Consider the following 15968-nt stretch of genomic DNA (forward strand, 5'->3'; position numbering starts at 1 on the left):
CCAAAAAGAATAAAACACATTACAATATAATTTGAATAATACCCAGCACATGTCTGCGATTTTTAAAGAAAAAATAGTACCAAAATTAAAGTTAGAATCTTTAGCCCCACCTGAAGTAAAAGCAATACTTCAAGTTTTAGAATTAATGGACGCTACAGATACTGATGTTTTTAGAAATGCTGTAAATAGCAGTAAACACGAAGGTGTAACAGCTGAGTTCACAGAAAACACAGCACAAAACATCTATTTTCACCCAAAGGTTTATGCCAATGAACAGGAAGGTTTAGAGCTTATTGGGTCTTGGGTTCCAATACTAAAAAAAGGTGTTTTTCCTGATAAAAAAAGCACCAATAAGCTCGTCGAGTTTTTAAATTTCAGTTTAAGTTATTTACAAACCGATGCCGTTTCTGAAGATTTAAAAATACAAATATTTCAGGTTTTAAAAATGCTGATACAAAGTGAATCGGAAGCCTCTCTTCCTATCGCTCGTTTTTTAGTGGATCGGATTTTTGATATTCGTGATGTGTTGAGTTCTGATTTTCTAATTCAGTTTTGTATTAGATACCAAATTTTAAACGAAACATATTCAGTTGTCCATTCAGATAAAACAATAACTAAATTTCCGTTTAAAATAGACAACGATTTTATTGAACATTTTTTTGATAATGACTGGCGTAAATTCATCTCTAAATTTCATAACATATTACCTGTCGGTCGTGTATATGTTACTGGTGCTTACGATTTAATGTTGCCTTGGTTTACCACAGATTTAGCAGCCTATTATTACAATAGCTTAGAAGTTATTTATGAAGCACATAAAGCGATAAAAGAACGCCTGATTTTTGGAGACGTTAAAAGTTTAGAATTACTTAATCTAAAAACGGCCGAAGGTTTCTATCCGTTAATTGCCGCATTAGGTCCTAGAATGTTATGGGATTCAGGCGATGTTTTATTATTTAATAATCGTGATAAAAATATACCGCAAGAACAGTTAGATGTTTGCTATTTAAGATTTATAGATTGGTTAATTGCCGATGATGGAAGCAATTTTTATTCTGAAGCTTTTAAAGATTATGGCAAATTAATTTTTACAGAAAACACAGCAGAAGCACTACCGCTGCAATGTATTCCGTTTTGGTTTAATACATGTCATCCAGAAACAGGTATTAAAAACCAAACAGAAACATATAATACCATTTTTTCAGACCTATTGATTGAAGAGCGCCAAGGAAAACTTCCTGTGATGCGTTTTGATCATAAGGATTTTCAAATGACGGGTGAATTTTTAATTAAAAACGTTTTTCAAACTAAAGATAACTTAAAGGCGTTTCTTCATGGTTTTACTAAAGAAAGTATTAAAAATCCATTAAATCAATTTTTAGTTCGCACGTTTTATGATGCTCGCGAGGAACTTTTCAATTTATACAACGCAGAACAACAAGAGATTTTACAGTTGTATTTATTAGAAATGGCCTATTCTACAAGAGATGTTAGAGACGATATTAGAAAACAAAACCTACCGTTAATTACAAAAACACTCATTACTTTATGTGTTGAACCAGGAAATTATTCTCGTGTAAACGAAATTGGGGCGCTTAAAAGTATTGATGCTTGTGTGGCTAAAATTTGTAACACGTTTGCTGGCGGACATTATATCAACGAAGCGCGTCCGTTAGAACTGAATATTATTCAAGCGTGGTTTAATTATTTAGGCGATTTTTATTACAGCTCTAGACAAGAAGCTGTTTGGGTTTCCGATCTTTTAACTACGCAAGGTGTAAGAACAGCCACCTATTTTAATGATCGCGAAGATGATACTAGTTATTTCTTAGATAAGGCTATCAACCGTATCATCACTTTTCATAGAAAATGTAAACTAAAAGCTTCTAAAAATGTCGCTTTTACAAAAATTTCAACAGAAATCGAAGTGTATTTAACCGATTTCTTAAGAGTATTAAAAAAAGATAAACTAAACGTAAACACTGCTAAGTATCTTTCTGATTATAGTCAAAGTGAGTTAGCCGATTTCAGTAATCAAACAGAATTAGTAACGGCTATTGAAGCTTTTTACAATGTCCACTTTAAAGAAGAAACAACAACAGAAACACCTACAGCTGTTGATGGTTCTCAAACCATTACAATTGAAATGGAAGTTACAGAAATCAGTCAAAAATATGTAGATGCTGTACTTCATAATCTAGAACATTACAGCGAAAACGGAAGTTACGATACCGAACTTTTACAACCTTTAGATGAAAAAATAGAAGAATTTAAAACCTGGTTACTTGACGATGAAACAGGAATGCAAGTACGAATGGGTCAAGCACTTTATATGACTTTACTAGATACTAATTTAGCACCAGGAACGGCACAAGAAACCTACGGAAATCTTTGCCAAAGTTTATTTGTACACTTAGTAAAAGGCACTCAAATGGCAGCTTCATACGGCATGGGATTACAAGCAATGGCAAAATCTGGAGCCTATTCAGAAGATTTAACAACCGCTTTATTACAAGTTGTTGACGACTTAAACGCTTAGATAATGACACAAGATATAACACCCGAAATACAAGACCAATTAAATTTATCGGCCTTGATATTAAAGAAAAATTATAAAAACGCAGATTTAACAAGTTGGTCTGGTTTCGATTTAGAAGACCAAATGCATGTAAAGCAAGCCAAACGCCTTTTAAGTTTATTTGGTATAAAATCTGGTTTACACTTACGCAATAGTTTACAACGTTATGAAAGCGGACAAATGGTATCTCATCAATTTGAAAAACTCGCTTCGGAGTTTCGTATGATTACCTCTACCGATTTTGATGCCAAATACAATGCCGAAGAAAGCCCAAGAACCAAAGGCATTTATAAAATGGTATGGAAATACCGTTTTAGTCTAAAAAAAGAAAAACTTATTGGTTACGAAATGGCCTTTTATATTTTTCAAATGCGCTTAGGTCACGTATTAGGTTTTATCGGTACAGATGAAATGATTTTACGTTTAGAAGAAGCTAATGATACTATCAAATCGACCTTTTCTAGTTGGAGCGATTTTCACCGTAATGTATGTTTAGGTGATGAATACGTTTTAGGAGCAACAGAACAAGATGTTAGTAAATTTCCAGGAACTGCAACGCTTTGGGAATGCTACCAACGTTTACATATAGAACACGCCGATTGGTTTAAAACATGGAAAAAATGAGTTTAACAAGAACAGAAGTTATAAAACAAATTGAACGTGCAGAAGCACTTTATAAAGCCAATCTTTATGCGCCTTTACAATCTGTAATAAACAATATTCAAGAAAATTTTGAAATAATAGGTGATAGCAATCTTGCCGATAATGCCAGATATTATCGTATTTATATGCTTTATATTGGTGCTTTTGAAGAGTTAAATATGGACGTTATGGAGTCTTATTTACAAGCTTTAATCGACATAAATGAAGTATTACCTTCCGATTACGAATATGTTTGTAGTTACTATAAACAATGTAAAGAATGGGTGTATGAAAAGGCATTAATGACGTATTCATATAACGAAACCTTACACATCCATTACGCGTTAAAACTTCAAGAAGACAGACGCTTTCAAGAAGCTATTATTACGTTAAAATATATTTTAGAATGTTATCCTGGATTAACAGAAGCACGTTTATTACTTTGGGATATTCAATCGGCACAACTAGAACAATTATGTGATGCTGATGAAGAAGCAGATTGTTTTGAATTACTAGATTTAGCATCGGCAACACATAATAAAACGGTTTTAAAAGGTTTACAATTAGATGATCGTTTAGATCAAGCTGGTAAAAACCTAGCTATGATACAAGTCGAAATTTGGTCAAAATGGTCGGCAGAAATAAAAAAGCTATGGGATAAAGAATGGAAACATTTCGATTTAACAGATCATACACGTTTATTATTAGCCGATTTTGCTAAGAATTTTATGAGATACGATTTTGTCTCTCAAATAGTAGCAACACCACCTGAACCGGAATTTCCAGAAGAAAACTACACCAATTTTGAAGAGTATCAAACCTACATGCAAGCCTTAGCTAACTCAGGGTGGCAATCGGCACAGCATCAATATCTATTGATAGGAAATGCAGGATATTATCATACCAAACACAAACCAACTATTGAGGCTTGTGTAGAACGTGGTTTAGCTTTAAACCCTAAAAACTCGTTACTTCATGTTCTAAAAGCGAAATCTTTTTTCCTTGAAAAAGACTATAACCAAACAGTAAATGCTTACCACGAGGCTTTTAGAAATGGACTAAGAATGAGTGAGTATTTGCAATATTTACTTGAGGTTAATGGCCGAATAGAAAGCTGGCAAGGCATTTTAGATATCGTTGTACAGTTTCATCGCAGAGAAACACCAACGCTTAAGACTTTATTTTTTCAAGCACGTGCATTATTTAGATTACATAGATTTGATGAAGCTTTAGAGGTGATTAATGAAGCACTTGCCGATTATCCGTTACCAAAACACTCTTTTGCGCCTTGGTTGTATAATTTACGAATGAATATTCATAGAATAAACAATAATTACACGGCTTTTTTTGAAGATATGCAAGAAGAAATCAACTTTTATGAGGATGATGATTCTGATTATTATAGTACCATGAATATGTGTGTGGAAGTACTTGTAGAAATGGGAGATTATGAAGAATGCCATAAATATGCCATCTATAATTTTGAACAAGGTTATTTACCTCAAGAATTAAAACCTGTATTTCAATGGGTTTGCTATTACACGTTTCTAGAACACCCAGAAGAATTGGGTAAAGCTACAGCAGATGATTTAATAGATAACCCAACGAGATTTAGTGAATACAGAAACAACGGATTCATTCAATGGATGTTATTCGATTATACTGCTGGGGCAGAATCTTTAAAAAAGGCAGCAGAACTATCGACTAACAAAGCCTGTTATTTAAAATTAGCTTTAAAATGTTTAACCGCAGGCTTTGATAATAAGGCAACTATTGCACTTTGTGAAACCATAAAAAAAGAGGCGCCAGAAACTAGAGATTGGAAACTAGATTTTGATTATGCCAATACTTTAGAACAAGAAAAAAGATATAAAGACGCTAAAATTGCGTATCAAAATCTACTGCAAAGTTACCCAAAAGAAACATTTATTAATTTCCCTAAAGACCAATATCACATGATGTTGAAAGCATTTAAAGATACTTCAAAAGGGCTGGGTAATATAGAAGATTACACCAAATACAATGCGATGTTTTTAAGTAAAGATCATCCGTCTGAAATGGCCCTATTAGATCATTTAGAAATTGCAAAAACAAATTATAAAGAGGATATATTTCTTCAACATAATTTATTAGAACCCATTTCTAAATTAAACATAGAATTTGAAAACGGAGAGCTAGAAATGTTAAATGAAATGAAAACTAGAATAAGAGCAGACTATTTCGCTTAAAGGTGTTAAATTTACTGTTTGCTATATGAATTTACTTACAAAATATATCGTTATGACTGTGGTCCTTTTTTTAGGGGTCACGCATTTGGCTTTAGCTCAAGCAGAAAATAATACTCCATTAATAGATTCGTTAGCTTTAGAGTATCAGAAAAACTTATATACAAACCCTCAAATGGCTAAAAAGGCTGCGCTTGAGTGGTTGGCAGAAAGTGAAAAAATAGATTCAGACCTTCAGGCGGTTAGAGCGCTTTATGCTTTAGGTAATTTAGGAAATGTATCTGGAGATTACAAAAGTGCGGTAAGCGAAATTGAAAAAGCAATTATTTTACTTAAAAAACTTGAGTTGGAAAGTGGGATGGCAGCCTGCTACAATGTTTTGGCTTTAGGGTATAAAAACTTAGGTGAATATCCAAAAGCAATGGATAGTTTTGTTAAATGTTTAAAGTACTCTAAGAAAACTGAAAATAAACAACAAGAAGCCAATGCATATCAAAATATAGCAACACTTTATTTACTTCAAAAGGATTATAAAAAATCTGCTGAAAGTTTAGATCGCGCAGCAGATTTATACAGAGCATTAGGTGATGATAATGGCGTGCTTACTACGTTGTTTAATTTTGCTAATATCTTAAAAGAAGAAGGAAAATATGATTTAGCAAGAGAACATTATAAAACTGTTTTGAATTACAGAAAAAAAGAAGGCAACAAAGCTGTTATAGCTTATGTGAATATTAATCTTTCGCAAATGCTTGTGCTTGAAGAAAAATGCCAAGAAGCTGTAATTGCCTTAAAAAAAACAGTAGTGCTTTTAGAGGAACTTCAGTTTAATTCGGATTTAGCAATTGTATTAAATGATTTAGGGTTGTGCGAAACTAGATTAGGTAATACAAAGGAGGCGATTAATTATTTTCAAAAAGCTTTAGCAATAGGAGATGAGCAGTCATTATTAATGTATAAATCTTCTATTTATAAAAATTTAGCACAACTTTATAAAGATGACAAAAATTATGAAAAGGCATTAGATTTTTATGAATTAGGCGTTACTACTCGTGCAGAACAAAATACGCTTGATAAAGAAAAATATGTCGCTAAAATTCAAGAACGTTACGAAACTCAATTAAAAGAAACTAGAATACAACTTTTAGAAAATGAGCAAAAATTAAGTGAAGCCGAGTTGCAAAAAGTAGAACTTACTGTAAAACGACAACGCTTAATTAGAAATGTTTTTATTGCTGGGTTTATTTTGGTTTTATTGACTTTAATCATCTTAAGACTGTCATATATTAAAAGACTAAAAGTTCAGAAGGAATTAAATTTACAACAAGAAGAAAATGCAAAACAAAAAATTACAGATATGATGAAAGATCATAAACTATCTGTTATTGAGCGTTTTCAGGAAGGTCAAGATGAAGAACGGGCACGATTAGCACGCGATATTCATGATGGTATAGGAAGTGATTTGGCGAGTATAAAAATTGCTTTTGAGCATTATGCCGAAAGTCATCATGATGCCTCACAATCTAAACGAATAGCTAATGCAATAGCTAGTGCTTGTGTAGATGTGAGAGGGCTTTCGCATCAATTACATCCGTTACCTTTTTCTAAAATTGGGTTTACAAGTTTCTTAAGCGATTTCATTGAACAGGTCTCTAAAAAGTCTAAAACCAATATTAAAACGTACTTCTTTCCAGAGGAAGATATTGATCAATTACCAGAAGATCTTTTAGCAGATGCCTATAGAATTGTTCAAGAATTAATAAATAATATGCTAAAACATGCCGAGGCAACTGAAGCAGATGTACAACTCACTAGGCATGAAGACCATTTAAACATTGTAGTTAATGATAATGGTAAAGGATTTAAAAAGAATAAAAAACAAGGAATCGGACTCCGTAATATTAAAGAGCGTTTACAAAAAGTAAAAGGAACTTTAGATATAGATAGTAATCCTGGACACGGTACTTCAATTACGATAGACATTCCAATAAAATAAAAATTGTGAAGAAAATAAACATCATAATAGCAGACGATCATTTAATGTTCTTGGAAGGTATAAATACTATTTTAAGTGACATGGAAGAGATTGGAGAAGTACATTTAGCTACCGAAGGCAAACAAGTGATTAGATTATTGAAACAGTTTGAAATTGGTTTGATAATTAGCGATATCAGTATGCCAAAAATGGATGGTATTGAGTTGCTTACTGAAATTAAGAAAAAACATGCGGCTGTAAAAATCATTATGTTAAGCATGTTAGATAATCACAGAACTGTGCATAAAGTGATACAAAAAGGAGCTGACGGATTTGTACCAAAATTTACAAGTAAAGAAGAGTTGCAAAAAGCAGTAAGAACTGTATTAGGAAACGAACAATATTTTTCTGAAATTATAAAACAACGTTATATGGAAAGTGTTTTTGAACGTAAGAAATATAAAAACATTGAGTTATCGCCTCGGGAAAAAGAAGTATTGTCACTTTTATCGGAAGAACTTACATCAAAAGAGATTTCAGAAAAATTATTTATTTCGGTAAATACAGTTGAAACACATCGAAAAAATATCCTTTTAAAAACAGGTTCTAAAACGACAACAGGAGCTGTAAAATATGCCATTGAATCTGGCTTATTTGATTAATATAAAAAGGGCTTGAATAGTAATATTCAAGCCCTTTTGTTTTTCAGTAGTTATAAAAATAAAGGATTTATTTAATTATAAGACCTTCAGCTTCTATAGCATTTGTAATTTGTTCTAATTCTTCATCATAAGATGTTTTGTCATTGTTCTCGGTAATCATTTCTCCACGATAAATAAATGAAGATTGTAAATCAAAATAGACAATATAAAGTCCTTTTTGAGGATTTACCCATTTTCCTTTGCTGTCCTTTTTTACGGTTTTATCATCTAAATATTGTACCCAAGCACCTTTAGATAAAGAAGATTTATCTATAAATATTTTTCGGTAATTATTAATTTTATATTTAGGAAACGTACTGTCTAATTTAGCTTGGATATTGGTTTCAATCTGTGTTTCTAAAGCTTTAAAACCTGTTATGTCTTCCGATAGAAAATAAGGTTTCAGTTTATATTTAAAGTTTTCGACTTCCAAGGAAATTGTAATAAAACCTTCAGGATATTGAGGTGTTTTAATGAGTAAATTTTGGTTGTATGCGCTATCCAAATCGTCAATAGATTGGCTTAATCTACTTATAAATCTTGTGATGATATCGTTTAGTTCTTCCGGACTTAAATTGGTGTTAAAACTTAATTCAATAACTTCATAATTAAATATTATTTCTGAAATTTCATTTTTAAAGTCAGCTATAATTACTTGTTGTACATTATAACGTTTTAAAGCTTCTTTGTATAAAATATCAAAGGTCATAGCATCTGATTTTGCATACATTGGTAAGCTGTCATCTTCCAAAATATTTTTCAGATTTAGATGTGTGTAAAATTCTATTTCAGGAATTTCTTCATCAAAAATATGAACAGTATACATGTTAGGATCCATAGTTGCTGCATTAAAAAACAGCCTTAAATCGTCAAATGTAAGTTTCCCATTATATTCTCTTTGTAAATAGGCTTTTAAATTACTAGCAGCTTTCTTTTTAGGAATTCCTATATAATTGGCACAGCCAGAAACAATAAGTACTACGATTAAGATACAGATAACTGATAGAATTGTGGTTTTCATAATATTTTAGTTTACAGTATAAATATATCTTAATATATATGTTGCGTACTCACTGAATTCAGTGAGTTTTTAGTATCACTTAAAAGTGGCACTTTTTCAATGTAGGCAAACAATATCTTTGATGTATTAATAATATTAAAAAGATTAATCATGGGTTTACAGGAAAAAAGAGCAGCAAAATCAATAGAAGATCAATATTTAGGAGATTATCAAAAAGAGATTAATGAAATTGTAGGTAAGGAGTTACCAATACACATTAACTGGGATACTTTTGAAATGGATTATATAAAGTTTGTACCAAGTGTATGTTTACAACGTCTTACAGATGGTTTAAGAGAAGTTTGTAAAGACGATATGGGAAAAGAAGCCCTTGCAGAAAGTGTAAACTCTATTGAAGTTTATTGCATACCAAATGAAGGTGCTGAAGCTAAAAAAGAATTAAAATTAGATGCTGGTGTGTTTTCATTAACAGCATGTTGGGGAGGTCATCATAGTGGTTATTTTATAGATTTGACCATTCGTGAGTATTTAGAAAATAATTTGTAGAATTATGTATTTGTAGTTGTTTTCTACTAATCAATACAAAAGGGAAAGCCAATAGGTTTTCCCTTTCTTATAGGTTCTACATCTTATTTATAAATTCAACTAAAAAAAAGCCTTTAGGATATTTATCTTAAAGGCTTTAATAATATTAACTGTGTATTAATTCATTTTTACGTCATTTAAAACAACGCCTCTCAATATAGAACTAAAGTAAATATCATTAGTACCTGAACTATATTCTGAAAAAGATTGACTACAATTCATCGGTACAATTTTATCAAATTTTATAATTGTAACAGGTTTATCTACATCTCTATTGTATATTTTTAAATTCCCAGACCATTCTCCCTTTTGTTTACTAATCCATTCTAAAAAAAGAGCATCAGGACCTGTATTTATTCCTCCAGAAAGATTAATCTCTACAATGGTTGGTTCATCTACTTCTGCATAATAATTAGGTGAAATATTATAGTCACACTGGCTCAGTGTAAACGTTTTTTCTGTTTTACTATCTTTTTTAATTAGTAACTCTATACGACCGGTAACATTAGACTCTAACATACTATTATTCTTTTTTTTATTTATAAACATTTTTCTATTTGATCCTGTAATTTTTTTGTCTTCGGAAAGCTTTTTAAACCTTTAGAAGTATCTACAGTTATTGAAATCACATCGCTTTCTAAAACAGATTTATTTTCTGTTCCTAAATTGAAATTAACCGTAGTAATAGCTTCTGTAAAGGCTTCTTTAGCTAAATTATCTACAGCTATTTTAGAAAGTGTTTCTTTTAATAACACCACTACTTTTGAAGCATAAAATTTATCAAGATCTTCTGGTGTTCCTTCATAATTAAAATGGATAGAAATTTCTTTTTCTAAATCATCTTTCAAACTTATTTCTAAAGCATTGATTTCTTTTTTAAGCTGAAGTACAGTAGGGATTTCACTAGCATCTGGAGTGAAAGGAATTTTTCCGTCAGATAAAAGGTAAACGTATTTACTAATATTACTTATAGAAATAGAAGAGATAGAATGTACTTCTAGATATTGAAATTGGGGTTCACGATCATAAATATCGCATATTAAAATGACTTGTTTTTCAGTATCATGATTTACAAAAAAACCAGAAGCACTTCCCGAATGTGTGCTAATCATAACCTTTGGCATACGAGGTTTATCGGCATTTCGCTCTATATCTGCTATTTCTTGAAGTATTTTTAAAACCTGTTTAGTATCTAATACAGGTAATTGTAACATTGTTTTAAAATCCATAGTATATCGTTTTTATGATATTACAAAGTTGGATCTTTAGGTTTGTTTTTTACTAACTGTTTTCAGTGATATTATAAAATAGGAGGTAGTAGCTATCTATGAAAATAACTCTTTAATGGCAACTTCTCGCATTTCTACTTTTCTAATTTTTCCTGAAACCGTCATTGGAAATTCATTAACAAACTTCCAGAATTTTGGCACACAATAATGCGCAATTTGATTTTTACAGAAGGCTAATAATTCGGCTTCCGAACATTTTACACCTTGATGTATTTTTACCCAAGCCATAATTTCTTCACCATATTTATCACTCGGTACACCAATAATTTGAATGTCTAATATTTTGGGGTGTGTGTATAGGAAATCTTCAATAGATTTTGGCGAAATATTTTCTCCACCTCTAATAATTAAATCTTTAATTCGTCCAGAAATACTCACATAACCTTCATCATCCATAACTGCCAAATCTCCAGAGTGCATCCAACGTGCGGTATCAATAACTTGTTGTGTGGTTTCTGCATTATTCCAATAGCCTAACATTACCGAGTAACCTCTGGTGCATAATTCGCCTTCTTCTCCAATAGGTTGAATGTTTCCGGTTTCGGGGTGAATAATTTTCACTTCCAAATGTTCCATTACCGTTCCAACGGTAGATACTTGTTTATCTATAGGCGTACCAATAGTGGTTTGTAAGGATACTGGCGAAGTTTCTGTCATTCCGTAACACACGGTAACGTCTTTCATGTTCATTTCAGATTGTACGCGTGTCATAATTTCTTTAGGACAAGTGGCTCCCGCCATAACACCTGTTCGTAATGTAGAGAGGTCAAAATCCTTAAAATTAGGCAAAGATAATTCTGCAATAAACATAGTTGGAACACCGTATAAAGAGGTGCATTTTTCTTCTTCAACGGCAGTTAAAGTTAATATAGGATCAAAACCTTCGTTTGGGATTACCATACACGCGCCATGAGATGTACAAGCTAAATTACCAATAACCATCCCAAAACAATGGTAAAATGGCACAGGAATACACACTCTATCGGCTGCTGTATATTTTAAACGTCTTGCTATAAAATAACCGTTATTTAAAACATTATGATGACTTAAAGTGACGCCTTTTGGAAACCCGGTAGTTCCTGAGGTGTATTGAATATTTATAGGCTGGTCAAAATCTAATTTACTAATTGCAGCATTGTAAGTAGCCTCTGTAATTGTATGTCCTTTTGCTAATAAATTATCCCAATCTGGAGTGTCTAAATAGGTGACTTTTTTTAATGAGAAACAGTTTTCGGCAACATTCTCAAGCATTTTTTTGTATTCGCTAGATTTATAGCTTACAGGGCAAATAATATAAGATGTTTCCGATTGGTTGATGGCAAACTTTAATTCGTGTGTGCGGTATGCCGGATTTAAATTTACTAAAATAGCACCAATTTGAGCGGTTGCATATTGTACTAAAGTCCACTCGTAACGGTTTGGTGACCACATTCCAACGCGATCTCCAAACGCAACTCCATCGGCTAAAAGTGATTTTGCTAAATGTGTTACTTGTTCATAAAACTCTTTATAAGTGGCGCGATAATTTTGATGTTTACTTATTAAAGCATCGTTATCTGGAAATTTTTTAGCCGTTTTTAATAAGTTGTCTCCTATAGTTTCACCAAGTAGAGGTGTGGTTGAGTTTATGGTTGTGTATGATTGATATTTCATATCCTTAGAAATGAGTTTTAATTGATTTATGAGTAAAAGTGGGTGAAATTTAATTTTATTTATCAGAAATTGGACCTAGTTTTTCGTTTAGTTTTTTAATCCAATTATCACGTTCGGTAACAACAAAATCAAAAGTCTCTCCATTATTTGTGGTTATTCTAATTCCGTTATCAGCTAGTTTAGCTGTTTTTCTGGTTATGATTTCAGTCATGTTTTTATATTCAATATTGGTTTGACCACTTTGAATATTAATTTTATGAGATTTAAAAATTACTTTTTTGTTAGTTAAAAATAATTTTCCGCCAACAGCTTCAATACCACGAAATAAATTTACAGGTCCTTCAGCTTCAATGTGCTCATTTTCTGTTAACTCTGGTGTTATATTTTTTCCTAAAGTATTTGTAAATCGTTTTCCAAACGTTTTATTTACATAAGGCATAGCTATTCCCATACCAATTCCAAAAAGCACTCCCTGAATTATTAAAGCATTTACGCTATAAAGTTTGTCGTCGGTAAACACATCAAATAAAAATAAAAGTCCAGCATAAAATGCACCATATAAAACTGCAGATACTATTCTTTGTTTCCAGTTTAATTTCATCATGTTAGTTTGGTTTTTTTGTATATTTTTTGTGAAAATGGTAAATTATTATAAGAGTTCTCTTATTTCTGTTGTCAGTATATTAACAAATCTAATAGTTTTTTGTGAAATAAAAATCTCTTTTAATAACATTATATATTATTTAATACCTCACAATTGTAAGAGATGTATTACTTGTAAATTAGGCTTGCGAGCTAATTATTTTTTCTATTTTTGAATTATGAAACCCCTTCTACATACTTTCCTTATTGTAAGCACTTTTTTTTGTGTTTTTTATTCTCAAAATGTTTATAGTCAAACCCTACAAGATAGTTTATCTTATTATTCTGATAAGGCTTTATCTCCCCAAAATGCAACCGATTTAAATCAGTCTTACAACTATTTTAAAACGGTTTATGATCTTGCTATTACAGATAAACAACTTGTTATAGCCGTTAATGCTTTGTATTATCAAGCGAGTATAGAATATAAAAAAGGTAATTATGATACTGCAGAATCTACTTCGGTAAAAGCACTTAGGTTAATAAAAGATATTAAGAATTCTGCAGTTTATGTGGCTTCTGTAAAAAAGAGTTTCTATAATTTATTAGGCTTAATGTTTGTTGAGCAGCGTAATATAACAAAAGCTATTGAGGTATATAATGAAGCGTTAAAACATGCAATTACAACTTCCGATAGTATAAAAATATATAATAATACATCACTCATTTATAAAGAATTTTATGACACAAAAAACGCGAAATTAGAGTTGTTAAAAGCGTATCAATTATTACCAAAAATTAAAGACACGCTTACCGTAGCTATGGTTTTGGATAATTTAGGATTTGTAAAAACACAACTTAATGAGCCTGATGGTGTACAGCTTATTAATACCGCTTTGCAGTTACGTGAAAACGTAAATGATAGTGCTACATTATACACTAGTTACTCGCATTTAGCAGAATATTATCAGGGTATAAATAGCGTAGATAGTTCTAGAAAATATGCGATGAAAGCTTATGAATTAGCCTCTAAAATTAATTCTGTAGCTTACAAAAGTGATGCTTTGGGTTTGCTAACTAGTATTTCAAACGATGGTTATGCAAAAGCGTATAAAAAACTCAATGATAGTTTATATCATGTTGAAAAAGCAACTATTAATAAGTTTGCCTTGATTAAATATGATAATTCATTATATAAACAAGCCGTTTTAGAGCATCAATTACGAGAAGAAAAAGAGCGTGTTATGAAAACAATATACCTCTCAGTAGTGGTTTTAATTACTATTGCAGGTGTGTTTTTATATTTCATTATTGAAATTAGACATAAAAAAGATAGTCTTTTACAAGTTTATACTGCGGAATCTGATATTTCTAAAAAAGTACATGATGAGGTGGCTAATGATATTTATCAATTGATGGTGAAACTTCAAAAAGAGAAAAACCTGGATCAATCTCTTAAAAATGATGCTGAAAAAATTTATGGTCGTGCACGAGATATCTCTAAAGAATTGCGTGAAAATGATGTTGAAGGTGATTTTAACATAATTTTAAACGACTTAATTTTTGGGTTCAATGATAACTTTACAAATGTTATTGTTAGAGGGATTTCAAAAGTAAATTGGGAAGAGGTGTCTAATATCAAAAAAGTAACGCTACATAAGGTATTACAAGAGTTATTGATTAATATGAAGAAGCATAGTAAGGCTTCGGTAGCCGTTATTTCTTTCGATTTAAATAAGAAAAAAATACGTGTTAAATATACCGATGATGGTGTAGGATGTGACCTAAAACAGCATACAGGGTTGGATAATGTGGAAAACCGTATAAAAATTATAAAAGGAACAGTTACTTTTACATCAGAAATAGAAAACGGCTTTAAAGCCGAAATAATAATTTAATTATGATTAGAAAAGTTTTAATTGTTGATGATCACGAAGATGTAAATAAAAGTGTGCTTGATATTTTGCATTCACACGGTATTACTAACGTACATCGCTCACAATATTGCGATGATGCTTTTTTGAAAATAAAAAAAGGAGATTTAGATAGCGATCCTTTTGATTTAGTAATTACCGATTTATCTTTTAAACCCGACCATAGAACATGTAATTTGTGCTCGGGAGAAGAACTTATCGCTTTTTTACGAAAAGATTATGAAAACTTACCGATTATCGTATACTCTATGAATGATCAATTACAAAAGGTAAGACATTTATTTAAAGATTATCATGTAAATGCTTATGTATGTAAGGATCGTAAAGGTGCATCAGAATTAGAAGAAGCTGTAACTGCAATTATAAATGATAAACAATTTTTATCTCCTCAAGTAGCAACAGCATTAAGTCCTAAGTCTAGCCTAGAAATTACTGATTATGATATTGAGTTGGTAAAACAATTATCGCTAGGATTAGATCAAAAAGAGATTAGTGCCTACTTTTTAAGCATCAATTATAAACCTAATAGTATAAGTACTATTGAAAAAAAATTAAATAAATTACGTCTTCAATTTAAAGCAAATAACGCTATTCATCTGGTTTCTAAGATGAAAGATTTAGGACTAATTTAAAAAATAAAAAAAATACGATAATTACGGAAAACCGTAAGGATACTAGTAATTGATAGCATAATTTTGTGCTACTATTAATTATAATCTTATTGAGATCTAATCTTATTGGGAGGTTGAATTGCACACTTTGAGGGAAGTGTGCTTTTTTTTT

13 protein-coding genes are annotated in these 15968 nt (G+C 31.2%); 8 read left to right on the forward strand and 5 right to left on the reverse strand.

The window, feature by feature from the left end; translation table 11 throughout:
- The first annotated feature begins 49 nt into the window (after positions 1 to 49).
- Genes ACU4C5_RS10200 through ACU4C5_RS10220 form a run of 5 tightly spaced genes read left to right on the forward strand, consistent with a single transcriptional unit; the run spans position 50 to position 8082 of the window.
- Complete coding sequence (locus ACU4C5_RS10200; RefSeq protein WP_446844106.1) at positions 50 to 2539, forward strand: hypothetical protein; 2490 nt, start codon at positions 50 to 52, stop codon at positions 2537 to 2539.
- A 3-nt stretch (positions 2540 to 2542) separates the two neighbouring features.
- Positions 2543 to 3202: a DUF1266 domain-containing protein gene (locus ACU4C5_RS10205; protein WP_446844107.1), complete on the forward strand. Its 660-nt coding sequence runs from the start codon at positions 2543 to 2545 to the stop codon at positions 3200 to 3202.
- Positions 3199 to 5448, forward strand: a complete 2250-nt coding sequence (locus ACU4C5_RS10210; protein WP_446844108.1) for a tetratricopeptide repeat protein — start codon at positions 3199 to 3201, stop codon at positions 5446 to 5448. Before ACU4C5_RS10205 ends, ACU4C5_RS10210 begins: the two co-directional genes overlap by 4 nt.
- A 52-nt stretch (positions 5449 to 5500) precedes the next feature.
- Positions 5501 to 7441 carry a tetratricopeptide repeat-containing sensor histidine kinase gene (locus tag ACU4C5_RS10215; protein WP_446844109.1) on the forward strand — a complete coding sequence of 647 codons (1941 nt, stop codon included), beginning with the start codon at positions 5501 to 5503 and terminating at the stop codon, positions 7439 to 7441.
- Between the two features lie 5 nt (positions 7442 to 7446).
- Positions 7447 to 8082 carry a response regulator gene (locus ACU4C5_RS10220; protein WP_446844110.1) on the forward strand — a complete coding sequence of 212 codons (636 nt, stop codon included), beginning with the start codon at positions 7447 to 7449 and terminating at the stop codon, positions 8080 to 8082.
- A gap of 67 nt (positions 8083 to 8149) precedes the next feature.
- Here the strand turns inward: ACU4C5_RS10220 and ACU4C5_RS10225 are convergent, their stop codons facing one another.
- The gene (locus ACU4C5_RS10225) at positions 8150 to 9142 is read right to left on the reverse strand and encodes a hypothetical protein (RefSeq protein ID WP_446844111.1); all 993 of its coding nucleotides are present in this window, start codon (positions 9140 to 9142) and stop codon (positions 8150 to 8152) included.
- A gap of 150 nt (positions 9143 to 9292) precedes the next feature.
- Here ACU4C5_RS10225 and ACU4C5_RS10230 point away from each other — a divergent pair, with 150 nt between their 5' ends.
- Positions 9293 to 9688 (forward strand): hypothetical protein, encoded by a 396-nt coding sequence (locus ACU4C5_RS10230; RefSeq protein WP_446844112.1) that lies wholly within the window; start codon positions 9293 to 9295, stop codon positions 9686 to 9688.
- 156 nt (positions 9689 to 9844) lie between these two features.
- Here ACU4C5_RS10230 and ACU4C5_RS10235 read toward each other — a convergent pair whose 3' ends face one another.
- The 4 genes from ACU4C5_RS10235 to ACU4C5_RS10250 form a co-directional block, all read right to left on the reverse strand.
- Entirely contained in the window at positions 9845 to 10246 is a 402-nt protein-coding gene (locus ACU4C5_RS10235) for a hypothetical protein (RefSeq protein ID WP_446844113.1), read from the reverse strand.
- 20 nt (positions 10247 to 10266) lie between these two features.
- Positions 10267 to 10956 carry a hypothetical protein gene (locus ACU4C5_RS10240; RefSeq protein WP_446844114.1) on the reverse strand — a complete coding sequence of 230 codons (690 nt, stop codon included), beginning with the start codon at positions 10954 to 10956 and terminating at the stop codon, positions 10267 to 10269.
- 96 nt (positions 10957 to 11052) lie between these two features.
- The gene (locus ACU4C5_RS10245) at positions 11053 to 12669 is read right to left on the reverse strand and encodes an AMP-binding protein (RefSeq protein WP_446844115.1); all 1617 of its coding nucleotides are present in this window, start codon (positions 12667 to 12669) and stop codon (positions 11053 to 11055) included.
- Between the two features lie 55 nt (positions 12670 to 12724).
- A complete protein-coding gene (locus tag ACU4C5_RS10250) occupies positions 12725 to 13273 on the reverse strand; it encodes a GRAM domain-containing protein (protein WP_446844116.1) in 549 nt (182 codons plus the stop codon).
- A gap of 217 nt (positions 13274 to 13490) precedes the next feature.
- On the opposite strand from ACU4C5_RS10250, the gene ACU4C5_RS10255 reads away from it, so the two are divergent.
- Together ACU4C5_RS10255 and ACU4C5_RS10260 are read left to right on the forward strand one after the other, a co-directional pair.
- A complete protein-coding gene (locus ACU4C5_RS10255) occupies positions 13491 to 15149 on the forward strand; it encodes a tetratricopeptide repeat-containing sensor histidine kinase (protein WP_446844117.1) in 1659 nt (552 codons plus the stop codon).
- 2 nt (positions 15150 to 15151) lie between these two features.
- Positions 15152 to 15817, forward strand: a complete 666-nt coding sequence (locus ACU4C5_RS10260; RefSeq protein ID WP_446844118.1) for a DNA-binding response regulator — start codon at positions 15152 to 15154, stop codon at positions 15815 to 15817.
- Positions 15818 to 15968 lie beyond the last annotated feature (151 nt).

This window comes from Lacinutrix undariae (assembly GCF_052934785.1).